The 21,098-nt window shown below is 36.0% G+C and carries 27 protein-coding genes; 17 read left to right on the top strand and 10 right to left on the bottom strand.

The features are described 5' to 3' along the window. Positions 1-40 precede the first annotated feature (40 nt). The 5 genes from msrB to rsgA all read left to right on the top strand — a co-directional run bounded on the left by msrB (position 41) and on the right by rsgA (position 3,702). Entirely contained in the window at positions 41-541 is a 501-nt protein-coding gene (msrB, locus tag PRO_RS00075; RefSeq protein WP_011124170.1) for a peptide-methionine (R)-S-oxide reductase MsrB, read from the top strand. 104 nt (positions 542-645) lie between these two features. Beyond that, positions 646-1,374, top strand: coding sequence for a nucleotide exchange factor GrpE (grpE, locus tag PRO_RS00080; RefSeq protein ID WP_011124171.1), 729 nt, complete (start codon positions 646-648; stop codon positions 1,372-1,374). A 45-nt stretch (positions 1,375-1,419) separates the two neighbouring features. Then, entirely contained in the window at positions 1,420-2,556 is a 1,137-nt protein-coding gene (gene dnaJ / locus PRO_RS00085; RefSeq protein WP_011124172.1) for a molecular chaperone DnaJ, read from the top strand. Next, complete coding sequence (locus PRO_RS00090) at positions 2,556-2,786, top strand: sulfurtransferase TusA family protein (protein ID WP_011124173.1); 231 nt, start codon at positions 2,556-2,558, stop codon at positions 2,784-2,786. Before dnaJ ends, PRO_RS00090 begins: the two co-directional genes overlap by 1 nt. Then, on the top strand, positions 2,773-3,702 hold the full coding sequence (gene rsgA, locus PRO_RS00095) for a ribosome small subunit-dependent GTPase A (protein WP_011124174.1): 930 nt from the start codon (positions 2,773-2,775) through the stop codon (positions 3,700-3,702). Before PRO_RS00090 ends, rsgA begins: the two co-directional genes overlap by 14 nt. On the opposite strand, the gene PRO_RS00100 is transcribed toward rsgA, so the two are convergent. From PRO_RS00100 to murC, 3 genes are read right to left on the bottom strand one after another with little or no spacing between them, the layout of a single operon-like run. Further along, positions 3,686-4,033 carry a YbaB/EbfC family nucleoid-associated protein gene (locus tag PRO_RS00100; protein ID WP_011124175.1) on the bottom strand — a complete coding sequence of 116 codons (348 nt, stop codon included), beginning with the start codon at positions 4,031-4,033 and terminating at the stop codon, positions 3,686-3,688. The genes rsgA and PRO_RS00100 overlap by 17 nt on opposite strands. Before the next feature lie 33 nt (positions 4,034-4,066). Continuing rightward, positions 4,067-4,951, bottom strand: coding sequence for a UDP-N-acetylmuramate dehydrogenase (gene murB, locus PRO_RS00105; RefSeq protein ID WP_011124176.1), 885 nt, complete (start codon positions 4,949-4,951; stop codon positions 4,067-4,069). 4 nt (positions 4,952-4,955) lie between these two features. Continuing rightward, positions 4,956-6,374, bottom strand: coding sequence for a UDP-N-acetylmuramate--L-alanine ligase (murC, locus tag PRO_RS00110; RefSeq protein WP_011124177.1), 1,419 nt, complete (start codon positions 6,372-6,374; stop codon positions 4,956-4,958). A gap of 182 nt (positions 6,375-6,556) precedes the next feature. On the opposite strand from murC, the gene gap reads away from it, so the two are divergent. Beyond that, a complete protein-coding gene (gene gap / locus PRO_RS00115; protein ID WP_011124178.1) occupies positions 6,557-7,579 on the top strand; it encodes a type I glyceraldehyde-3-phosphate dehydrogenase in 1,023 nt (340 codons plus the stop codon). Between the two features lie 35 nt (positions 7,580-7,614). Here gap and thiL read toward each other — a convergent pair whose 3' ends face one another. Beyond that, on the bottom strand, positions 7,615-8,616 hold the full coding sequence (gene thiL, locus PRO_RS00120; protein WP_011124179.1) for a thiamine-phosphate kinase: 1,002 nt from the start codon (positions 8,614-8,616) through the stop codon (positions 7,615-7,617). Beyond that, positions 8,609-9,685, bottom strand: coding sequence for a peptidylprolyl isomerase (locus tag PRO_RS00125; protein ID WP_011124180.1), 1,077 nt, complete (start codon positions 9,683-9,685; stop codon positions 8,609-8,611). The genes thiL and PRO_RS00125 overlap by 8 nt, the downstream gene beginning before the upstream one ends. Before the next feature lie 63 nt (positions 9,686-9,748). On the opposite strand from PRO_RS00125, the gene efp reads away from it, so the two are divergent. Both efp and accB read left to right on the top strand, forming a co-directional pair. Next, a complete protein-coding gene (gene efp / locus PRO_RS00130) occupies positions 9,749-10,309 on the top strand; it encodes an elongation factor P (RefSeq protein WP_011124181.1) in 561 nt (186 codons plus the stop codon). After that, entirely contained in the window at positions 10,309-10,830 is a 522-nt protein-coding gene (gene accB, locus PRO_RS00135) for an acetyl-CoA carboxylase biotin carboxyl carrier protein (protein WP_036892082.1), read from the top strand. Before efp ends, accB begins: the two co-directional genes overlap by 1 nt. Before the next feature lie 3 nt (positions 10,831-10,833). Here the strand turns inward: accB and pdxA are convergent, their stop codons facing one another. Then, positions 10,834-11,862, bottom strand: a complete 1,029-nt coding sequence (pdxA, locus tag PRO_RS00140) for a 4-hydroxythreonine-4-phosphate dehydrogenase PdxA (protein ID WP_011124183.1) — start codon at positions 11,860-11,862, stop codon at positions 10,834-10,836. Here pdxA and PRO_RS00145 point away from each other — a divergent pair. Continuing rightward, a complete protein-coding gene (locus PRO_RS00145; protein WP_036892080.1) occupies positions 11,861-12,058 on the top strand; it encodes a hypothetical protein in 198 nt (65 codons plus the stop codon). The genes pdxA and PRO_RS00145 overlap by 2 nt on opposite strands. 17 nt (positions 12,059-12,075) lie before the next feature. Here the strand turns inward: PRO_RS00145 and PRO_RS00150 are convergent, their stop codons facing one another. Further along, a complete protein-coding gene (locus PRO_RS00150; protein ID WP_011124185.1) occupies positions 12,076-12,969 on the bottom strand; it encodes an oxidoreductase in 894 nt (297 codons plus the stop codon). Between PRO_RS00150 and PRO_RS00155 the strand changes: the two genes are divergently transcribed. Then, the gene (locus PRO_RS00155) at positions 12,968-13,222 is read left to right on the top strand and encodes a hypothetical protein (RefSeq protein ID WP_036892078.1); all 255 of its coding nucleotides are present in this window, start codon (positions 12,968-12,970) and stop codon (positions 13,220-13,222) included. The two genes, PRO_RS00150 and PRO_RS00155, sit on opposite strands and share 2 nt — an antisense overlap. A 3-nt stretch (positions 13,223-13,225) precedes the next feature. On the opposite strand, the gene PRO_RS00160 is transcribed toward PRO_RS00155, so the two are convergent. Continuing rightward, positions 13,226-13,618 carry an HNH endonuclease gene (locus tag PRO_RS00160; RefSeq protein ID WP_011124187.1) on the bottom strand — a complete coding sequence of 131 codons (393 nt, stop codon included), beginning with the start codon at positions 13,616-13,618 and terminating at the stop codon, positions 13,226-13,228. A 125-nt stretch (positions 13,619-13,743) separates the two neighbouring features. Continuing rightward, positions 13,744-14,124, bottom strand: coding sequence for a DUF6554 family protein (locus tag PRO_RS00165; RefSeq protein ID WP_052039707.1), 381 nt, complete (start codon positions 14,122-14,124; stop codon positions 13,744-13,746). A 61-nt stretch (positions 14,125-14,185) separates the two neighbouring features. Here PRO_RS00165 and PRO_RS00170 point away from each other — a divergent pair, with 61 nt between their 5' ends. Both PRO_RS00170 and PRO_RS00175 read left to right on the top strand, forming a co-directional pair. Then, on the top strand, positions 14,186-14,431 hold the full coding sequence (locus PRO_RS00170; protein WP_164923191.1) for a hypothetical protein: 246 nt from the start codon (positions 14,186-14,188) through the stop codon (positions 14,429-14,431). Between the two features lie 370 nt (positions 14,432-14,801). After that, complete coding sequence (locus tag PRO_RS00175) at positions 14,802-15,089, top strand: hypothetical protein (RefSeq protein WP_011124190.1); 288 nt, start codon at positions 14,802-14,804, stop codon at positions 15,087-15,089. Positions 15,090-15,127: 38 nt separating this feature from the next. On the opposite strand, the gene PRO_RS00180 is transcribed toward PRO_RS00175, so the two are convergent. Further along, the gene (locus tag PRO_RS00180; protein ID WP_011124191.1) at positions 15,128-16,282 is read right to left on the bottom strand and encodes a pyridoxal-phosphate-dependent aminotransferase family protein; all 1,155 of its coding nucleotides are present in this window, start codon (positions 16,280-16,282) and stop codon (positions 15,128-15,130) included. Between the two features lie 74 nt (positions 16,283-16,356). On the opposite strand from PRO_RS00180, the gene cbiD reads away from it, so the two are divergent. The 5 genes from cbiD to PRO_RS00205 all read left to right on the top strand — a co-directional run bounded on the left by cbiD (position 16,357) and on the right by PRO_RS00205 (position 21,077). Beyond that, positions 16,357-17,502: a cobalt-precorrin-5B (C(1))-methyltransferase CbiD gene (cbiD, locus tag PRO_RS00185; protein ID WP_011124192.1), complete on the top strand. Its 1,146-nt coding sequence runs from the start codon at positions 16,357-16,359 to the stop codon at positions 17,500-17,502. A gap of 53 nt (positions 17,503-17,555) precedes the next feature. After that, complete coding sequence (gene guaA / locus PRO_RS00190) at positions 17,556-19,142, top strand: glutamine-hydrolyzing GMP synthase (RefSeq protein ID WP_011124193.1); 1,587 nt, start codon at positions 17,556-17,558, stop codon at positions 19,140-19,142. A 310-nt stretch (positions 19,143-19,452) separates the two neighbouring features. Beyond that, positions 19,453-19,605 (top strand): hypothetical protein, encoded by a 153-nt coding sequence (locus PRO_RS00195; protein WP_164923192.1) that lies wholly within the window; start codon positions 19,453-19,455, stop codon positions 19,603-19,605. Between the two features lie 491 nt (positions 19,606-20,096). Beyond that, positions 20,097-20,708 (top strand): membrane protein, encoded by a 612-nt coding sequence (locus PRO_RS00200; RefSeq protein WP_011124194.1) that lies wholly within the window; start codon positions 20,097-20,099, stop codon positions 20,706-20,708. Positions 20,709-20,756: 48 nt separating this feature from the next. Beyond that, positions 20,757-21,077: a hypothetical protein gene (locus PRO_RS00205; protein ID WP_164923193.1), complete on the top strand. Its 321-nt coding sequence runs from the start codon at positions 20,757-20,759 to the stop codon at positions 21,075-21,077. Positions 21,078-21,098 lie beyond the last annotated feature (21 nt).

The following is a 21,098-nucleotide window of genomic DNA, read 5'->3' on the forward strand; positions in this document are numbered from 1 at the left end:
TACATTTAGGGTTTCCATAGAATGTTCAATTTTTTATCTTATGAATACAAACTTTTTTTTGTCTAGTCGCAGGAGTTTTTTAGTGGGAATTTTGTCAGCTTTTTTAGGAATTGTTCTAGGCCCTAAAAAAGTCTTAGCAGCTTCTAACTCAGATTCTTGGTCATTAACAAAAGATCAATGGAAACAACGTCTTTCAAGGGAGGCGTATTATGTGTTGAGAGAAGAAGGGACAGAAAGACCTTTTTCTAGTTTATTAAATGATGAGAAACGAGAAGGAATTTTTGCTTGTGCTGGATGTGATTTGCCTTTGTTTGATTCTTCAAGGAAATTTGATAGTGGAACAGGTTGGCCTAGTTTTTGGGAGCCCTTACCAAATGCTATAGAGACAAAAACGGATTTTAAACTAATTGTTCCACGTACTGAATACCATTGCAGTAGGTGTGGAGGCCATCAAGGTCATGTCTTTAATGATGGACCACGTCCTTCAGGTAAGAGGTATTGCAATAATGGGGTTGCTCTTGTTTTTACAGTAAGTAAGTAATCGACAGTCAAATTCAATGTATTTTTACTTGGTGCGGGCTTCCGTAGCTTGTTAGATCTTTACTCTTTGCCTCAATATTAATAATTAGAGTTTTATGTAAGCATATGAAAGAAGAAGTTTCCACTTCTAATCAAGAGGATCTAGTGGCAGATCAGGAAGTCATTGCATCTGAAGAAAGCGATCTTTCTCCAAAAGAAGAGAAAGTTTCTGAATCTACTATTGATGACGATGATTCTTTAAATGACGCTGAGCTTCAATCCAATAAGCAGACTCTTGATAATGAAGCTCGTCTTGAGCAGTTAGAAAAAGAGCATGAAACTTTACGAAGTCAATACGTAAGAATTGCAGCAGATTTTGATAATTTTCGAAAACGTCAAAGTCGAGATCAAGATGATTTAAAGCTTCAACTTACTTGCAATACACTTAGTGAAATTCTTCCAGTAGTAGATAATTTTGAGAGAGCTAGGCAACAAATCAATCCAGAAGGAGAAGAAGCATTAACAATTCATAGGAATTATCAAAATCTATATAAGCAGCTTGTTGATGTATTAAAGAAGTTGGGTGTTGCGCCTATGAGAGTCGTAGGACAATCTTTTGATCCCACATTGCATGAGGCACTCCTTCGAGAACCAAGTGAATTGATGGTTGAGGATATGATTTTAGAAGAATTAGTTCGTGGATATCATTTAAATGGTCGTGTTTTGCGTCATGCTCAAGTTAAAGTATCCATGGGTCCAGGTCCAAAAGTTGATGAAGAAGACAAACAAATTGATGAAGATAGTCAAGCTGATAAGAGAGATGAAGCTACAACTGCTTCTAATGAATTGGATTAAGAAGATGTTTTTTGACTTTTCCTCCAAATTTTTAATAAGCAGCTAATGGCAGATTTTTATGACACATTGGGCGTTAATAGAAATGCTGATGCTGACAGCTTAAAACGAGCATATAGGCGTTTAGCTCGTCAATATCACCCCGATATTAATAAAGAAGCAGGCGCTGAAGAACGTTTTAAAGAAATAGGGCGTGCCTATGAAGTCTTAGGTGACCCAGAGAAGCGTGCTCGTTACGATCAATTTGGAGAGGCTGGTTTAGGCGGAAGTGCAGGAATGCCCGATATGGGAGATATGGGAGGTTTTGCAGATATTTTTGAAACCTTCTTTAGTGGTTTTGGAGGTCCTGGATCATCTGGGGCTAGAACGCAACGTAGAGGTCCCCAGCAAGGTGACGACTTGCGATACGATTTAACCATTGATTTTAATCAAGCTGTATTTGGTCAAGAGAGAGAAATAAAGATTCCTCATCTAGAAACTTGTGATGTTTGTAGAGGAACCGGTGCGAAACCTGGAACTGGTCCAACAACATGTTCTACGTGTGGAGGGGCTGGGCAAGTTCGCCGAGCAACTAGAACACCTTTTGGCAGTTTTACGCAGGTATCTGATTGTCCTACTTGTAGCGGTTCTGGCCAGGTCATTTCAGATTCTTGTCAAAGTTGTGGTGGTCAAGGTGTTAAACAAGTTAGAAAAAAACTTCGTATCAATATTCCCGCAGGAGTTGATACAGGAACTCGTCTGAGGGTCTCAGGAGAAGGTAATGCTGGACCCCGAGGCGGCCCTTCTGGTGATTTATATGTTTTTTTGAAAGTAAAAAGTCACGCTCGCTTAAAAAGAGATGGTTTAAATATTCATTCAGAAGTTAATGTGAGTTATCTACAAGCAATTCTTGGAGATACTATTGAAGTTGATACTGTTGATGGACCTACAACTCTTCAAATTCCTTCAGGGACTCAACCAAGTGCTGTTTTAATTTTAGATAATAAAGGTATTCCAAAATTAGGTAATCCTGTTGCAAGAGGGAATCATTGTATTTCTGTAAACATTAAAATTCCATCTCGATTAACAGATGATGAAAAAATATTATTGGAAAAATTAGCCATTTATTATTCAGCTAAAGGACCGCAAAACCATCATCATAATAGTGGCTTATTTAGTAGATTATTTAAAAGTAATGCTAGTTGATGATTAAATCTATAGATCTTCGTGGAACTCCTTGTCCAATTAATTTTGTACGTTGTCGATTAGAGTTGGAAAAATTAAATGACGAACAAATTTTACAGATAGATCTTGATAGAGGAGAACCAGAAGAAATGGTTCTCTCAGGACTCAAGGATGAAGGACATAATATTCAAATAATTCTTGAAGAAAAAGATTGGATTAGATTAAGAATTATCTCCAATGCTAGAGATTAATAAAGATAGAATTAAAGGAATAGTCCTAGCATTAAAGGCCAATTATTATATAGTGCAGATTGATACAATTAATTTAATACCAGAGCTTTTTAAGAAAAAAATTGGCGATCATAATTTTAGATTACTATGTACAAAAAGAAGTCGGTTATCTTATAAAGGTCATTCTGTAAGTGTTGGTGATTTTGTGTTAATAGAAGCTATTGATTGGACTGCAGAAACTGGGGTTATAAGTTTTGTTGAGCCTAGAAAAAATCTTATTACTCGTCCTCCTGTGGCTAATGTAACTGATGTTATTATTGTAGTATCACTTTTAGATCCTAGCTTTGATTTAAATCAAGTTTCTAGGTTTTTGATGAAGGCTGAAGAAACAGGCCTAAAAGTAACTATAGTGTTAACTAAACGAGATCTTATTGATGAGAAAATCTTAGAGAAATATGATAAGAAACTACAAACTTGGGGTTATCAACCAATTCCAATTTCTATTGTAAATGGGGAAGGAATACAAAAATTATCTGCGCGATTAAAATCCATGAAATTAGGGGTCTTATGTGGGCCATCAGGAGTTGGAAAAAGTAGTTTAATTAACTACTTATTACCTAAAATTTCTATACCTATTGGTAAGTTATCTAAAAAATTAAAAAGAGGTCGGCATACAACCAGGCATGTAGAACTTTTTTCTATTTATTCTGATTCATTTATTGCAGATACTCCTGGATTTAATAAACCTGAATTTTATACAGAGCCTAGTCAAGTCCCTCAATTGTTTCCAGAATTGCGATCTCAGTTATTAATTAAAAAATGTAAGTTTCGTAATTGTATGCATTTAAATGAGCCAGACTGTGCAATTTCTAGAGATTGGGAAAGATATTCAAATTATAAGAATTTCTTACAAGAAATGCTTAATTATCATCATTAATACCTGGCAGATTGAGATTGAGCCCCCCTGTTAATTCCTGCATTCTGCTTTTCATATTACTCGTAGAAATTTCATGAGCTTTTTGCATGGCTTCTAGTATCGCTGCTTCTACGATTTCTTCTTCCTCTTTTAGAATAGAGTTCTCAACCTTGACTCGAATTGGTTGTTGATTACCTGATAGCCAAACAGTTACACGGCCATCTTCATTGGTCCCTTCGAGCTCCATGTCGTCCAATTCTTCTTGTAGCTTTTGTGCATCCTGTTGAATTTGTTGGGCTTTTTTGAAGGCCTCTGTGATTTGTCCAAAATTTGGGAGTCCGAATCCTGCCATTGTTTTAGTTAACCGAGTATTAGATTAAGAGATTTAGTGAAAACCAAGGCGTTTTACTTCTGGTTGGAGTATAAAGCCATGTTTTTTCTCAACCTTTTTTTGAATGATTGAGATTAGCTGAGTAATGTCTTTTGCAGTAGCGTCTCCTTTATTGACAATGAAATTTGCATGCATAGTTGAGACTTCTGCTCCTCCTTCACGGAGCCCTTTTAAACCAAGTTCTTCGATGATTTGACCTGCTTTAAGGTTAGCAGGATTCCTGAAAACACTTCCACAACTAGGTAGGTGGTATGGCTGTGTTTTTAATCGATGGTGCAGATTAATGTTTGTTGAATTGAGTACTTCTTCTTCACTATGACCAGGTTCAAGATGAAATCGTACCGATAAAACAATTAACTTTTCTTTTTGAATTAAACTTTGTCGATAAGAAAATTCTAGTTCTTTCTTTTTGATTTCATATATATTTCCACTTTTAGGAGAAATCACTTTCGCAGATATCAATCTGTCAGCAGTGCAGCTTCCTTGAGCACCAGCATTCATGACAGTTGCTCCACCAACTGTTCCAGGTATACCTACTGCCCATTCGAGTCCATGAAGACCTTCTCTAGCTACTTTTCTTGCTAAATTTGGTAATGGTTCCCCAGCTAATGCTTCAACAATACCAGTACGGTTGTTTAGCTCATATCCATGCATTTTCCTCATACATATTGCTAGACCTTGTATACCATTATCATTGATTAAGAGATTTGAGCCTGCACCTATTATCTCACAATTTATATTTCTTTCTTTAGCCCAAGATATTTGCTGGATTATTTCTTGAATATTTTCAGGTTCTCCTAGCCACTCTGCTTGTCCTCCAATTTTCCAGGTTGTTAATTTTGCTAGCTTTTTTGAAGGCTTAATATTTGTATTTAGCATATTTCTATTTTATTTTTTTACTTAGTTTTTCTGAAACTTTTGTTATATCACCAGCTCCCATAAATAAAAGAAGATCATTTTCCCTTGTTTTTAGATTAATAATATTTTCTAAGTCTCTTAATTGTTTACAAGTAAAAATAGGGAGGTTTGGATTATTTGCTAGTGTGCAAGATTTTAACTTTTCGCTAGTAATACCTTTAATTGGCTCTTCTCCAGCACTATATATTGGTGTTAATATAACTAAATCAGCGGCTCCAAGATTTTTAGCAAATTCCGTTATTAGATCTCTTGTTCTACTGTATCTATGGGGTTGGAAAATAACAACTATTCTATCAGCTGCCATAGGCAGAATACTTTTTTTAGTATTTATCATTAATCTTGCCATAGATAAAGTCTCTCTAATTTCACTTGGATGATGGGCATAATCATCAACAATTTGCCTGCCTTTCCAAATACCTTTGAATTGAAATCTTCTTTCTGGGCATTTGAGTGAACTTACATGTGGTTTAATATCTGAGAAATTTATATCTGCAGATCGGCATGCTGCAATAGCACCTAGTGTATTATTTAGGTTATGAACTCCAGGAAGAGATATGCTTATATCATCTATGTATTTACCATTTTCATAGTAACTTGCAAGAGTTATTTGACCGTTCATGATTTTGGGTATTGCAGCAAAATTAATATTTTTAAATTCATTTGTGGACCACCAAATTGTTTTATCTGGGCAAGCTTTTCTTAGATTATTGCAATCATAGTTTGCGACAATTTTTTTACAGTTTTTTGTGAATTTTTTAATAGTATTAATTAATGAATCAATATTTGTATAATAATCTGTATGGTCTAATTCAATATTTGTAAGTAAGCCTATATCCCCATCATATTTTGTAAGACTACCATCTGATTCATCGGCTTCTGCTATAAGAAATTTACCCTTGCCTACATAAGCATTGCTATTATAATATGGAACAATACCACCAATTATTGCTGTTGGATCTTGATTAGCTTTACCAAGTATTGTTGTAATTATTGTACTTGTAGTTGTTTTCCCATGACTTCCCGCAATTAATATTGAATATTGCTGCTTAATAAGAAAGGCAAGAATGTCTGAACGATGTAAAATTTTTAAATTTTTTTCATAGGCTTCTTTTAACTCTTCATTTTCTTGTCTTATTGCTGAGCTAATTACAATAATTAATTGCTCATTTTTGTCTTCAGAAAGTTGTGAGATATTGGATGCAGCTTGTTCCTTAAATATATTTATTCCCAGATCTTTTAAATTATTGATGGATGGATTGTTGCTTTTATCTGACCCAGATACTGCGAAGCCTCGTTGACGTAGAACCATGGCAAGACCTGACATCCCAATACCACCTATACCGATGAAGTGAAAATGCTTTATTTGATAAGGATTGTTAGTCAAATGGATCTACTAGTCGAATGAACGATAACTCCCTCTTCATAAGAAGGCCTATTTTTTGGCTTTTTTTGAACTTTTTGCATGGTTTTTCAACTTTTTTCATGAATAAAATCAAAAAATTTAGTTATTGCGCCACTTTTCTGTAGGATCATTGACCATTTACTATTTATTTGGCGGTTTAAAAAATGACTTTGCGTGTTGCGATTAATGGATTCGGCCGAATTGGTCGCAACTTCATGAGGTGTTGGTTAAGTCGAGGAGAGAATACGGGACTCGACCTTGTCGGAGTTAACGTCACTTCTGACCCTAAAACTAATGCTCATTTATTGAAGTATGACTCAATACTTGGCCAAATAAAGGATGCTGAAATTGATTACACAGACGATACTTTCGTAATCAACGGAAAGACAATCAAATGTTTTTCTGATAGAAACCCAATGAATCTTCCTTGGAGAGAGTGGGGAATAGATCTTGTAATTGAATCTACAGGTGTCTTTAATACCTTTGAAGGTGCAAGTAAGCATCTTCAAGTAGGTGCAAAAAAAGTTATTCTTACTGCTCCTGGTAAAGGAGAGGGTGTAGGTACTTTTGTTGTAGGTGTAAATGCTGATCAGTATCGCCACGACGATTTTAATGTTTTGAGTAATGCAAGTTGCACAACTAATTGTCTTGCTCCAATAGTTAAAGTGCTTGATCAGTCTTTTGGAATTAATAAGGGATTAATGACCACAATCCATAGTTATACAGGAGATCAAAGGATTCTTGACAATAGTCATAGAGACCTTAGAAGAGCTCGTGCAGCTGCAATGAACATAGTGCCTACTTCTACTGGGGCTGCAAAAGCTGTTGCTTTGGTATATCCAGAGATGAAAGGCAAACTTACAGGTATTGCAATGAGAGTTCCTACCCCTAATGTTTCTGCTGTTGATTTAGTTTTTGAATCTGGACGTTCAATTACTGCTGATTCAATTAACGCTGCTCTTAAGAGTGCATCTGAAGGCTCTATGAAAGGAATTATTAAATATGGAGATACTCCTCTTGTTTCTAGTGATTATGCAGGAACCAATGATTCTACAATTGTTGATACTGCATTAACTATGGCTATAGGAGATAATTTAGGCAAGGTTGTTGCTTGGTATGACAACGAATGGGGCTATAGCCAAAGAGTTGTTGATTTAGCTGAAGTAGTAGCTAAGAACTGGAAATAAAGATACAAATATTTTAATAATAGCGTTTTAAAACTTTAGAAGTGTTCAAATTTGGTGTCCATGGCTTTTTGAATTGTTTCTCCGTTAGACCACATTGCTTTGGCAGGACCTTCCTTCATTCTTCCAATTGCTTTTGTACATGGCATGGCTTTTAGCCATGCTTTGGCCCAATTAGGTGGCAAACTAACAACTAATTCAAAATCTTCTCCTCCTTCCAAGCACCAATCATTCCATTGCTTTCCTGATGGCCAGTCTGCATGTTTAGGAAGATTCTTATGGTCAACAACTGCTGTGCAGTTGCTACTTCGACAAAGACTTTCTATTGCTTCTAACAGCCCATCGCTACTATCTGTTGCGGCTGCATTCCATGGCATTGCATATGGCTTGCATTTAAGAAGAGTTTGGAGAGCTTTTATAGGTGGCTGAGGTTCTTGATGGGCTTTGATTGCATGTTCTTTTAGTAAATTAGGGACATTGATTGATTTTGTAATTGGATCTGATAGCAACAAACTTAGACCTAATCGACTTAGTCCATGTGGACCACTAGTGATTAGATAATCTCCAGGTCTAGCGTTTGATCGATGAAGGTTTAACGGCCCTTTTGTTCCTAGCGCTGTAATGCAAAGCGTTTTTTGTTTTCCATTAGAACAGTCCCCGCCTAGTAATTTTCCTCCAAATTTATTTAAGGCAGCTTTTATGCCTGTATATACTCCATCAACCCAAGACCAAGGAGTTGAACTTGGAGCTGATAAGCCAACAGTTATCCCTATGACTTCTTCTAAGCCACTACAAGCTAGATCAGATAGATTTGTGGCTACTGCTTTCCATCCAATATGGTTTGGATTAGTTGTTATTTCAGAAAAATGAACATCTTCAACAAGCATGTCAGTATTAATAATTAATTCTTTTTTATAAGATTTTATTAAGGCAGTGTCGTCATCAATTTGGCCATAATCCATATATTTTCTAAGGCGATTCAAAATCTCCTGTTCACCTAAATCATGAAGAATTTCTTGTGTATTTTCTTCTTTAAGCATGAGCGTGCAGATTTTCTGAGCCTGCTACAACTTTTATTGAAAGAATTCGATCATTTACACCTAATTCGTTAAGAATTTCTTCACCTTCAACTACATAGCCAAAAGCAGCATTTCTTCCATCAATTAGGTTTCTTCCTGCTGGATTTAACTCTGCTTCATACAGAAAAAAGAAAAATTGAGATGATCCATCATCAAGTGCTTGTTCAGAATGTGCCCATCCAAGAGTTCCAAGTGTTGCAAATGGTAGAACTGGCGTTTCTGTATAAAGGCCAAGCTCTTCAAAAGTTTGGTTATAAATTGTTTCTGTTTTTTTAGGAGCTCGTATTTCCAAAGGGACATGCCTTTCTTCCTTAGTTTCAGGATTGATATATCCGATAGCTTCTCCTTTAGGATCTCCAGTTTGTAGAACAAAAAATTCTTCAGCCCTATTCATAGGTAAACCGTCATAAAAGCCTTTACTGACTAGATCTATAAACGCACCGCCAGTTAAAGGGGCATTATATCCATCAATAATTGCATACATATCTCCTTTGGTAGTTTTAATATTTACACTTGCTCTTCCTAGCAGTCTAGGAAGAGAATCAAATTCTTTAGGAATGTCGTGAGGAAATTTCTCTGGCAGCATTAAGGCTTCTATTTCACCAATTTCTTTAAGAGATTTACGTCGTATTTCTATGAAGTCAGACTTATTTTTTAAACTGGCTTCTTCATTAAGTCTTGTTAGATTTTCTTTTAATTCAGATATAATTTTTTCCCCCTTATTTTTTTCTTCATCAGGAATTGATTGGAGAATCTGATTGGTTTTTGTATTTACTAAAAATTGGCTTCTGGATGCTGCTTGATTAATTGCTGGCCATCGGTTGCCTCTTACCAAGTCACTTGTATCTTCTAGAGTGTGTTGAATCTCTCTTAATTCCTTTTGATTGATCGGTAAGGAATTTCTTAGAATTGCATATGGGTCTTTTACTCGATTGCCCGTAGGGAGTGCTGCAGTTGCAGGATCTACCAACATAAAAACTATTGGAATTAATAGTGTTAGAAGAATTAGGAAGACAGTTTTTTTTGTCATGTGGTTTTCTACTCATGCATAACTCTGACACAGATTTATGATCGCGTGGTATGGTCAGCGACAATGATTTCAAGTAACGACTTCCGCACTGGCACCACTATTGAATTAGATGGTGCTGTTTGGAGAGTAGTTGAGTTTTTACATGTTAAACCTGGTAAGGGTTCAGCTTTTGTTCGCACTAAGTTAAAAGCTGTACAAGCTGGGAATGTGGTTGAGAAAACCTTTAGAGCTGGAGAAATGGTTCCTCAAGCATTGCTTGAAAAAGCTACACTGCAACATACATATATGGAATCAGGAGATTATGTTTTTATGGATATGAGTACTTATGAAGAAACTAGGCTTACTGCCAATCAAATTGGAGATAGCAGAAAATATTTGAAAGAAGGTATGGAAGTTAATGTAGTCTCATGGAATGAAAAGCCTCTTGAGGTTGAGTTGCCTAATTCTGTTGTACTTGAGGTGAAGGAAACAGATCCTGGAGTCAAAGGTGACACAGCCACAGGAGGAACCAAACCTGCCATTCTTGAAACTGGTGCTCAAATTATGGTTCCGTTGTTTATTTCAGTAGGTGAGAAGATCAAAGTAGATACTCGTAATGATAGTTATCTAGGTCGGGAGAACTAATCAAAATGAATCTTGATCACCAACAATTAGATCATCTGTTAGCCACTTTGGCTGATAGTGATATTCAAGAATTTTCCTTGGAGGGCAAGGATTTTAGATTAGAAGTTAAGCGCAATTTATTGCCTGCTGCGGGCTCATCTTTAGTACATTCATCAACTTCCGCTAATGAAGCAACCTCTGTTCTTTCATCACAACTAGTTGATCCTTCAGCAGCAGCCATATCTAACGTTCCTTCTTCGCCAAGCACTCCTCCACCAGCAGTGGCTTCTTCGAGAGGTGAATTTGTTGAAATTACAGCTCCTATGGTTGGGACTTTTTATAGAGCCCCTGCTCCTGGAGAGCCTGTTTTTGTCGAGATTGGAGCAAGAATAACGGTTGGCCAGACTGTTTGTATTTTAGAAGCAATGAAATTGATGAATGAATTGGAATCAGAAGTGAATGGTGAAGTTGTTGAAATACTTGTAGAGAACGGAACTCCAGTAGAATTTGGTCAGCCTTTAATCAAAGTTAAACCTTCTTAATTTTTAGACATCAGACAGCTCCCATGCTGTTTCAATTGCAGAAAACATACTTTTAGAATTTGCAATTCCTTTACCTGCAATATCAAACCCTGTTCCATGATCAGGAGAGGTTCTAATGAAGGGTAGACCTAATGTTGTATTGACAGCATAGTCAAATGCAATAATTTTTACTGGAATTAGCCCTTGGTCATGATAAAGGGCAAGTATTCCATCAGGACCTTTTGTTAGATGTGTATCTTTCCATGATTGTGCAGTTGATATCCAACAAGTATCAGGAGAGATCGGCCCTTCTAGAATTACGTTTGGATTATTAACTCGCCACTCTTCGATAACAGGATTTAACCATTGAATTTCTTCATTGCCTAATTGTCCTTTTTCACCAGCATGTGGATTGAGTCCAGCGATAGCTAATTTGGGCTCATTGTTAAATTTTTGACAGAAGTTTAAGAGCGTATCTAATTTTGAAATTATTAATTCAGGGGAGAGATTTCTGGGAACTTCAGCTAAAGGAATATGAGTAGTTGCTAGCAAGGTGTTTAATCGCCAAGAAGTAAATGGTGATTTCGCTGTGAAAAGCATTGAAGGATTTTTTGTACTTGTTAACTCAGCTAACCTTTCTGTCTGTCCAGGGTAGTTATGCCCTGCAGCGTGCCAAGTATGTTTTGCTATAGGTGCGGTTACAAGAGCTCTTGCTTCATTCTTCAGAACAATTTCATTGGCTCTGGTCAACCAATTAAAGCTTGCTTTTCCTGTTTTTTGGGATGGCTGCCCTGCTATTACATGTTCTTTAAAAGGTATATCTTCAAATTCAAGATCTTTTGGATTGGCTAAGGATTTAATGCCTTTTGTTTTTAGGTTGTAATAAGTGAGTTCTGCATTTCGTTTGCAACCAACCAGTAAAGGTTGCATATTTTTAGGTAAGAGCAATGAACCAAGTGCTTTAAGCGTTATTTCTGTTCCTATGCCTGCAGGGTCACCTAATGCTATAACGACTCGGTTTCTCGCTTCAAAATATTGATTCCTTTTTTTCATGCTGAGGTTATTTTTTTTAATTTTTTTGGTTTATGGCATTGCTCAAGGCATGCGGGATGGTTGGTTGGTTGTTAAGTGGAGTCAGCTTTTACATAATATTGGGTTTACTCAGGTTGATCCAAACAAACCAATGAATTGGTCTGAGTTTATTATTAATAGATTGGAAAATGATTCATCCAAAGATTCTGATGAATAGATTAAAGATTACTCTAATTAATCAATGCATTTCAAACAGTCTGTGAGGCCTGATTTATAGTCAGAATGAATAAGCTGGTATCCAAGAGTTTTGCACAAGACATGGTTACTTACTCTTCGATTTTCTTGCCAAAAAGATAAGGCCATCGGACTCATGTTTTTACAAGCAATGTCAAAGGACTCTATTGGCGGTAAAGGGATCTTTAAGAGGTTAGCTGCATAAGACATTACTTCTACATTTGTTGCTGGTACATTATCAGCTATATTAATAATTTTTGGACTAGTTTTGCTAGAGAATAAATGTATGAGATGCATTACAGCACCAGCTATATCGTCAATATGTACCCTTGAAAAAACCTGCCCAGGTTTGTTGACCACCAGATTTTTTTGAGATTTTACAGCTTCTAATGTTGATCTTCCTGGCCCATAGATGCCAGGGAGTCTAAGTATTTGTACAGGTAATCCTAATGCTTCCCATTTTTTTTCACAGGACAGTCTGCGAATGCTTCGCTTCTGTTTGGGATGAGTAAAACTCTTTTCTGTGACCCATTCTCCCTTGTAGTCTCCATATACGCCTGTAGTAGATAAATACCCAATCCAATTTGGTTTAATGGCTTTTAATTTTTCACTGAAGTTATTTAATACAGGGTCTTCCCCTTCTTTTGTGGGAGGGATACAACTAATTACATGAGTTACATGATTGAGAATGTGGTCAGGTATGCCAACTTTTTTGGAGCTGTCAAAAGCAAAGTCTGCGCCTTCTTTATTTAATTCTCGACGACTGCAAAGCACGTTTGCGCCAAGTTGACGAGCAACTTTTGCAATATGTTGCCCTGTAAATCCTCCTCCAAAGATCAACATCTTTGAATTTGAAGGAAATGATAGCGAATGCTTGACAACGTCTTCAATCATGAGTACAAATGTATTACTGAATGTTTTTTTGATGACTAGTTTTTCTTCTAAGAACCTTCGAGCAGGTCAGTTCTCTTGTCGCGATTTTCATCAAAGCGCAATGGAGATTGAAGAACAAAATAGATTGCAATTTATTATGGGAATTGTTATTTCGTGTATAGGGTTAGCAGTGTTTTTTGCACCTGAACAACCTCATGAATTTGCATCTATTTGTCAGAAGTACAATACATCTAATGCTTGTCAAGTTTGGTAATTCTTAGGCAGCTTTTATATCCCATTTAATTTTAGAATTTTTCTCTAATTCTTTTGGTTGGGCCCATTGAAGTAGTCTCATTGCCAAGCTTATATCTCCATCTATCCAAGCTCTTATTGCCATAGCTCTTCTTGGATCATAAAAACGTTGTTTTCTATACCAGTAAAAAGCTTCAGTATCTGATTTTTTACCATTGCATGATAGACAAGCTGGCACACAGTTTTCAGTAATACTTAATCCACCTTTACTGCGAGGTAGAATATGATCAATAGATTCAGAAGCATTTCCGCAATATATACATCTTTTTGCAGTGTAACTATGAAGTGATTTTCTCCATTGACGATCGCGTAATTTTGGGCAGAAATCTTCTAGGAAGACGGCATCCCGATTCTGCATTCGCGCTCGATAATTGATTTTATGGTGACTTACTTTTATAAATAGTCAATGTATAGAACACTGCATTGCTGAGCTTTTATGTGCTTTGTAAATGAATTGATATAGATATTTGCTTTAAATCCCTTTTAATAACTATATCTATCTTCGACATATCCTTTATTTACCTTTTTTTCTTCTACATTACCCTCTAGATCTTCCTCATTCTTAGGATAGAGGTCTCCAAGATGTTGAATACAGTCTTTATATGTATCTGGGCTACCCACTACCTGTTGAACGATAATAGTAGCGGCTTGCCTAGGGGATATTTTAAATAGTCCTCCTCTTTCATTTTTTAGTGACTGATAAGCTGCTAACCAGCTAGATGCATGGTCATTTCCACCATTTCTCATTACGCAGTAAATATCAACGCCTTGAGATCCTGCATTTGCTAATGATCCAACGATGGTTGAAATTGTTATTGCTGCAATTGATATAGGCAGAAAAAATAAATTTTTCTTGTTGCTCATAACTAAAAATTCTTCTTGGTTTCTTTCAAGATATCTATATGCTTTCGAATGTCTAGTTTGTTTGCCTGAATCATTTCTCGAATCTATTGCAATATTCGTACTAATAGAAGGTATTCAGAGTCAAATAGTAATTAATCTGACGGCATGTAATAAAGCTATTGCAGGACTGATGCAAGATTCAGCTTCTACTACACTCATATCCCTAATGCTTCCAGGAGTTGCACTTAACAAGGATTTATTTGATCAACTTCAATTAATCGTTTACTTCAAAGTCCAAGATTCATCCTTGTTGATACTAATGGAATAGTTTTTGAAAATTGATGTTTCTAAAGACCGGTATAAGGCTATGAGTAGGTTGTTAGTCTTTTCCAATAGCAATTTGAAGTATGTTTTTCTACCTTGAGGCCATATCAGCTATTGCCCTTGATGCTTAACAGTTCAACTCCTAATAATGCACCTGCAATAGTGGCCACTGGCATATCGTTGGGAATTTTTAGTATTCTAAAGAGATAAGCAGCGAGAACACAAATGAATAAACTACTCTAAATACATTTGTTAGGTTTTTTAGATTATGGTGAACTTCGCTATTAATAAGTTATTTGTTTTTTCTAGATGCATTAAGACTTGAGAATTTTGTATTTATGTGTTGTGATCAGTGCAAATGCAATTTTTACTAAATGGGATCTTCATGTTCATTCAGGATTACGCGGACCGCAGAAGATCTTGCTCAAACTGTTACTGCTATTTCTCAGAGATTAATCAAACTAGAGCAGCGAATAGAAGCTTTAGAATTGACATCAATTCAACCTAAAGAAGTTCAATCGGATGAAGAATTGGTAATGCTTGATGGTGTTGATCAGCTTTTACAAGAATGTAAGGGACTTTTGAATAACTCTTCTAATGATTTTGATTCTGATGAAGTATGGGTTGAAGAAGATAAAGGTAATCAAGAGATGGCTGCTTAGATTTACTGTCTCAGTAGATTTAGATAAAGTAAATATTCTTAATTACTTCTTTCATTAAGTATTTTTGTTGCTATAGCAACCCCTGTTCCTATAGGATATTTTGATTTTCCTAGTTTATTTAGAGTTGCTTCTATAGATGCTATAGCTGTAATTATGTCCCTATCGTTAATAAATCCAAGGTGACCAATTCTAAATATTTTGCCTTTAAGATTATCTTGACCGCCAGCAAGTAATATATCAAAATCTTCTTTTACAGTTTTTCTTATTTTTTCTGCATCTATACCTTCTGGCATTATTGAAGTGATTGAAGGACTTCCAAAACCGTTTTTAGCAAATAGATTTAATCCAATTGATTTCATAGCTTCTTGTGTAGCTTTCATATGTCTCTGATGGCGCATAAATATTGATTCCAGTCCTTCTTCTTTCATCATTATTAGGGCTTCTTCTAGAGCAAAATATAGATTGACTCCTGGCGTGAATGGATTACTATCTTTATCAACTGTTTTTTTATAAGATATTAAATCAAGATAAAATTTTGGTAAGTCTGAACGTATATTTGCTTGCCAAGCTTTTTCGCTCATTGCGACGAAACTTAAGCCTGGTGGCATCATATATCCTTTTTGGGATCCAGATGCAATAACATCTACTCCCCAATCATCCATTTTAACTTCACATGCACCAATACTCGTTACACAATCTGCAATTGTGATTGCATTCTTGTGATGTTTTACATAGCTACTAATTTTTTCTAGATCATTAATTACACCCGTTGATGTTTCAGAATGAGTGATAATTACTGCTCGTATATCTTGATGATCATTTAGAAGATTTTTAAAATTTTCAGGATCTAAAGGTTCACCCCAATTTGCTTTCACAGTTATTACTTCAAGTCCATATGCTTTAGCAACTTTGACCCATCTTTCACCAAATTTTCCATTTTCGCCGCAGATTACCTTGTCACCTTTGCTAAGTGTGTTAATTATTCCAGCTTCCATAGCAGCTGTTCCACTGCCAGTAATTGTTAAGACATCACCTTTAGTTTGATGAAGCCATTTTAGAAGTTCTGTAGTACTTTTGACAATGTCTTGAAACTCTCGACTCCTATGGCCAATAGGATGCTTGCTAAGTGCTTTGAGTACTCTTTCAGGGACAGGTGTGGGTCCTGGGATCATTAACGTAAGTTTTTCTTTCATGGACCAGGTATTGATAAAAGCTATCTTAAAAAACTATCTAGGAAATTGGTTTTGTTTTTTATTCTTTTGTTGATTTGAGAGGATTCACACTTCCAGTATGGGTGGTTGCTGCTGCAAAGGCTGCAGTGAAAGTTTTAATTGGAGAGTCTTGGCAGTCGCATGAAGTAATTGAATTGTTGAACAATGAAGAATCAATAGTTGTTCCAATTAGATCAGCATCTATTTTGGACAATGGAGAAAAAGCTTTAGGCATTACTAATTGTGATCCAGGGGAGTGTCTAGACTTAACAAGAGGTTTGGAGATTTGGGTTTGCCTTAGATACATAGAAAATCAGCAGATAATTTCTTCAGATGGTTTAGAACTTGAGCCATGGTTGAAAATTATTCCAGGTTATGGAGTAGGTAAATTTGATTTGACAAATGACATCTCTATTTCTGAATTTGCTAGACAATTGCTAATTGTAAATCTAAAGCCTTATAGAAAAGAAGGATATTCTCTTAATTTGGAAATAATTTTTCCTTCTGGACAAGAATTAGCAGAGAAAACAAGTAATCATGCTTTTGGAGTGGTAGATGGTCTTGCTTTAATTGGGACTCAAGCTGATGTTCAGGAAAGTGCATCTCCAAAGAAACTTCAAAGTACAATTCATGCTTTGCGTAGTCGATGTGCAGAATCAAGTTTCACTGGTTCTTTGATATTTGTAATTGGTGAAAATGGATTGGATTTAGCTTTGCAATATGGAATTGATTCTTCTAAAATTATTAAAACAGGTAATTGGCTAGGACCTTTGCTAGTTGCTGCTGCTCAAGAAAAAGTCCAGCAATTATTGATATTCGGCTATCATGGCAAATTAATTAAATTAGCTGGTGGTGTGTTTCACACTCATCATCATTTGGCTGATAATCGTTTGGAGACTTTGATAGCTTTCGCTGTTAAGGAAAGAATTCCGTTGTCTTTAATAAAGGAATTTGAGGAAGCAGTTTCTATTGAGGCAGCCTTATCAATATTGGAAAACAAAGATATTTCTACTGCCAAAAAACTTTGGAAAAGATTGGCAGTAGAGATTGAAAAAAGAAGTATTGACTATGTTAAAAGGTATGAGACATCTTCTATTGAAATAGGAGCTGTCATGTTTGATAGAGCCAGAAAAATTCGATGGGCTGGCAATTATGCTCTGAAGCAAATTAATTCTTTTGGACTGAAACTTGAAGACTATTAATACAATTCTCTCTATTCTAAGTTTTACAAGATTTTTGGTTTCTTTTTGTAGAGATGTCTGATCCTAAGGTTACAACTCAGCGGAACCCATCCATTGTCATTCTTGACTTTGGTTCCCAATATTCTGAGTTAATAGCCAGAAGAATTAGAGAAACAGAAGTTTATTCAATGGTATTGGGATACAACTCTTCAGTTGAAGAATTAAAGAAATTGTCTCCTCAAGGAATTATTTTAAGTGGAGGACCTAGTTCGGTGTATGAGGAAAAGGCACCACTTTGTGATCCAAGTATTTGGGATTTGGATATACCTATTTTGGGCGTCTGTTATGGAATGCAAGTAATGGTGAAACAATTAGGAGGTCTTGTAGGAGAAGCAATTGGAAAGGCTGAATACGGGAAAGCACTTTTGCAGGTCGATGATCCAACTGCATTACTAACTAATGTCGAGAATGGTTCGACAATGTGGATGAGTCACGGAGATTCAGTGAAGCAATTGCCCGCTGGATTTGTACGATTGGCACATACGACAAATACGCCAGATGCAGCGATTGCTTGCCATGATCGTCGTTTTTATGGGGTTCAGTTCCATCCTGAGGTGGTTCATTCGACGGATGGAATGGTAATCATTCGAAATTTTGTCCACAATATTTGTCGATCTAAGCCTGATTGGACTACAAATACGTTTATTGATGAGGCAATAAATGATGTTCAGGAAAAGGTTGGTAAGAAAAGAGTTTTACTTGCACTGTCAGGTGGTGTTGATTCTTCCACCCTTGCATTTCTTTTAAAAAAAGCTATCGGAAATCAACTTACTTGCATGTTTATTGATCAAGGTTTTATGCGAAAAGGTGAACCAGAATTTTTGATGGAATTTTTTGACAAAAAGTTTCATATAAATGTTGAATATATAAATGCTCGAGATCGATTTCTAGATAAATTACAAGGTGTTAGTGATCCTGAAAAGAAAAGAAAGATTATAGGTACAGAATTTATTCGTGTTTTCGAAGAAGAAAGTTTACGTTTAGGTCCTTTTGATTATCTTGCTCAAGGAACACTTTATCCTGATGTTATTGAGAGTTCTGGCACAAATATTGACCCCAAAACTGGAGAAAGAATAGCAGTAAAAATTAAGAGCCATCATAATGTTGGAGGTCTTCCTAAGGATTTACAATTTAAATTAGTTGAACCATTGAGAACATTATTTAAAGATGAAGTAAGAAAAGTTGGTAGATCATTGGGATTACCTGAAGAGATAGTTAACCGTCATCCTTTTCCAGGCCCAGGGCTTGCTATTCGCATCTTGGGTGAGGTTACTAAAGAAAAATTAAATTGTCTTCGTGATGCTGATCTAATAGTTCGAGAAGAAATAGCAGATGCAGGTTTATACCATCAGATCTGGCAGGCTTTTGCTGTTTTATTACCAGTTCGTTCAGTTGGCGTTATGGGAGATCAACGTACATATGCGTGGCCAATTGTTTTGCGATGTGTGTCTAGTGAAGATGGAATGACAGCAGATTGGTCTCGTTTGCCCAACTCTTTGTTAGAAAAAATATCCAATCGAATTGTTAATGAGGTTAATGGTGTTAATCGTGTGGTTTTAGATATAACAAGTAAACCTCCAGGAACCATTGAGTGGGAATAGCATTGACTACTAAAAAGTAGTTATAGATTAAAAGATACACTTCACCGTGGAACCTTTTCAATATTCAAGTGACAGAGTGACAACGGATCTCAAGCAGGTACTTCACCGTGACTTCACCGTGGGACGTTGTGAGTGTCTCTACGGAGAAATCGTAGATAGTATGTTTTCTCTACACTTGGGATTTAAATTTTAAGATTCAGTTCCTATGAATCTATCAACGACTTCTCTACTAAGTATTTAAATAGGCACAAATTAAAGCAAGGAAGTTAAAGATAGATAAAGTGAAAATGAATATCATTATTATTTTTTAATGCGTAAGTTTGCTCTTACTTTGATCGCTGGTTTTTCTCTACTCACTCCTATGCTTGTGACTGGTTGTCAGATGGGATCTGACGAAAAAACAGAAGAGCATCATCAGGACCATCATGATGATGACCATAAGGGACATCATCATGATCATTAATTAGTTAAATTATTTGCGATTTAAAAAGCACTCTTCTCATTTGAGTGGAGTGCTTTTTTGAAACAGAACTAGTGTCTGAAAAGGTGTGCTATTTTTCCTTTTCTAAGAATTAGACCTTGAAGAGACCAACATCACTAGAAATATTTGTTCGATTTAGAAGCAAAATATTGTAGTCACTTTTGCCAACTCAAAATATTCTTTGAAAAGAACTTCACCGTGACTTCACCGTGCTATTATTAAAGAAATAAACCCTGTCTATGACTGCGTTTTTACACCCCATATATGGTAGGAACTATTGAGTGGGAATAGTCGATAGCGTTAAATCATAGTTATAGTCTAAAAATTTATTTTTATAGGGGTTTAGTATGCTTTGACGATTTATTAAAGCGTTAGTTAAACTTGCTATGGGTTCTTGTTGTTTCTTTTATTTTTTTAGACTGGTTAATTAGCCTCATAATCGTTATTTTGACTTTGTATTTATAAAACTAAAATTGACAATAGCTAATCAGCCTGAATTAAGTATTGATCGGCGACTTCAGTACGACAGCATACAAGTATCAGGAAAAACGATTTTCTTGAATCCTTTTTTGTATTGGCGCCGATTTGATACTAATACTGATAGATGGTTACGAGAGCCTGGCCAGATTGGGGAAGATCAAATTGTTATTAATAGAGGACGCTTTTACCCAGAGCTAGATTGGGATTTTTTAGATGAGGAAGAGCGTAATATTAAGGATGCTGCGGTTGAGATGTTTTTAAAAAGCCTTGATCTGGTAAGTACTTTCCATCCAGATCTTAGTGCAGGGCAGCTATTGGAGGTAGAACGCAAAATGGCTGTCACTAAGAAGCGTGCGTTTGAAAGATGGGTGGAGAAGTCGTTTAGAAGAAGATTGAAACTGGAAAATCAAGAGAAGCAACGTTTTGCAAGAGAGCGCTTTTTGAGAGAATGGAAAGAATGGTTCATACTTGAAACTACTCAAAAAGCACTTTTGCCTTTTGTGGCTATTTGCTTTCTTGCAGTCTTTGGAGGTTGGTCCTTGGGTTTTTCTAGCAATAGCTGTACACCATATTTTTCATCTACAAATAACACAGTAATCAAGTAGCCTTTATTTATGGCTCAAAATAGATTTCAAAATATTCACCTTTCTTTGATGGAAGATTTCCTTCCAGTTGGAATGGCTTTCATAGAAAGAGTTCAGAAAGGAGGACTGGCAAAAGTAATCGATGGAGTTACTTCTAGTGATGATCCAATACAAACGTTTAGGGGTGAAGGCTCTTCAGCTGCTCAGTTAATTAGAGAAAAGCTAGATGAGTTTGTTCCTGGTTTAGGAAATCCTGCTCTGGAAGTTAAAGTTTCTACAAATACTTATGAAGAAAATGATGATACTTTAGTACAAATATTGAGTAGAATAGAGGATAGAGTTGATAAAATAAATTCTTGTTTAGAGAATTCTATAGATATTAAATATTAAATGCTTTATTAAGTTTAATTT

This window comes from Prochlorococcus marinus subsp. marinus str. CCMP1375 (genome assembly GCF_000007925.1).
Classification (GTDB): Bacteria; Cyanobacteriota; Cyanobacteriia; order PCC-6307; family Cyanobiaceae; genus Prochlorococcus_E; species Prochlorococcus_E marinus.

Bases quoted from the DNA above. Each gene is read 5' to 3' on its own strand.
- msrB (WP_011124170.1), top strand. From the start codon at position 41: ATGAATACAAACTTTTTTTTGTCTAGTCGCAGGAGTTTTTTAGTGGGA.
- grpE (WP_011124171.1), top strand. From the start codon at position 646: ATGAAAGAAGAAGTTTCCACTTCTAATCAAGAGGATCTAGTGGCAGAT.
- dnaJ (WP_011124172.1), top strand. From the start codon at position 1,420: ATGGCAGATTTTTATGACACATTGGGCGTTAATAGAAATGCTGATGCT.
- PRO_RS00090 (WP_011124173.1), top strand. From the start codon at position 2,556: ATGATTAAATCTATAGATCTTCGTGGAACTCCTTGTCCAATTAATTTT.
- rsgA (WP_011124174.1), top strand. From the start codon at position 2,773: ATGCTAGAGATTAATAAAGATAGAATTAAAGGAATAGTCCTAGCATTA.
- PRO_RS00100 (WP_011124175.1), bottom strand. From the start codon at position 4,033: ATGGCAGGATTCGGACTCCCAAATTTTGGACAAATCACAGAGGCCTTC.
- murB (WP_011124176.1), bottom strand. From the start codon at position 4,951: ATGCTAAATACAAATATTAAGCCTTCAAAAAAGCTAGCAAAATTAACA.
- gap (WP_011124178.1), top strand. From the start codon at position 6,557: ATGACTTTGCGTGTTGCGATTAATGGATTCGGCCGAATTGGTCGCAAC.
- thiL (WP_011124179.1), bottom strand. From the start codon at position 8,616: ATGCTTAAAGAAGAAAATACACAAGAAATTCTTCATGATTTAGGTGAA.
- PRO_RS00125 (WP_011124180.1), bottom strand. From the start codon at position 9,685: ATGACAAAAAAAACTGTCTTCCTAATTCTTCTAACACTATTAATTCCA.
- efp (WP_011124181.1), top strand. From the start codon at position 9,749: ATGATTTCAAGTAACGACTTCCGCACTGGCACCACTATTGAATTAGAT.
- PRO_RS00145 (WP_036892080.1), top strand. From the start codon at position 11,861: ATGCTGAGGTTATTTTTTTTAATTTTTTTGGTTTATGGCATTGCTCAA.
- pdxA (WP_011124183.1), bottom strand. From the start codon at position 11,862: ATGAAAAAAAGGAATCAATATTTTGAAGCGAGAAACCGAGTCGTTATA.
- PRO_RS00155 (WP_036892078.1), top strand. From the start codon at position 12,968: ATGAGTACAAATGTATTACTGAATGTTTTTTTGATGACTAGTTTTTCT.
- PRO_RS00150 (WP_011124185.1), bottom strand. From the start codon at position 12,969: ATGATTGAAGACGTTGTCAAGCATTCGCTATCATTTCCTTCAAATTCA.
- PRO_RS00160 (WP_011124187.1), bottom strand. From the start codon at position 13,618: ATGCAGAATCGGGATGCCGTCTTCCTAGAAGATTTCTGCCCAAAATTA.
- PRO_RS00165 (WP_052039707.1), bottom strand. From the start codon at position 14,124: ATGAGCAACAAGAAAAATTTATTTTTTCTGCCTATATCAATTGCAGCA.
- PRO_RS00175 (WP_011124190.1), top strand. From the start codon at position 14,802: ATGGGATCTTCATGTTCATTCAGGATTACGCGGACCGCAGAAGATCTT.
- PRO_RS00180 (WP_011124191.1), bottom strand. From the start codon at position 16,282: ATGAAAGAAAAACTTACGTTAATGATCCCAGGACCCACACCTGTCCCT.
- guaA (WP_011124193.1), top strand. From the start codon at position 17,556: ATGTCTGATCCTAAGGTTACAACTCAGCGGAACCCATCCATTGTCATT.
- PRO_RS00195 (WP_164923192.1), top strand. From the start codon at position 19,453: ATGCGTAAGTTTGCTCTTACTTTGATCGCTGGTTTTTCTCTACTCACT.
- PRO_RS00205 (WP_164923193.1), top strand. From the start codon at position 20,757: ATGGAAGATTTCCTTCCAGTTGGAATGGCTTTCATAGAAAGAGTTCAG.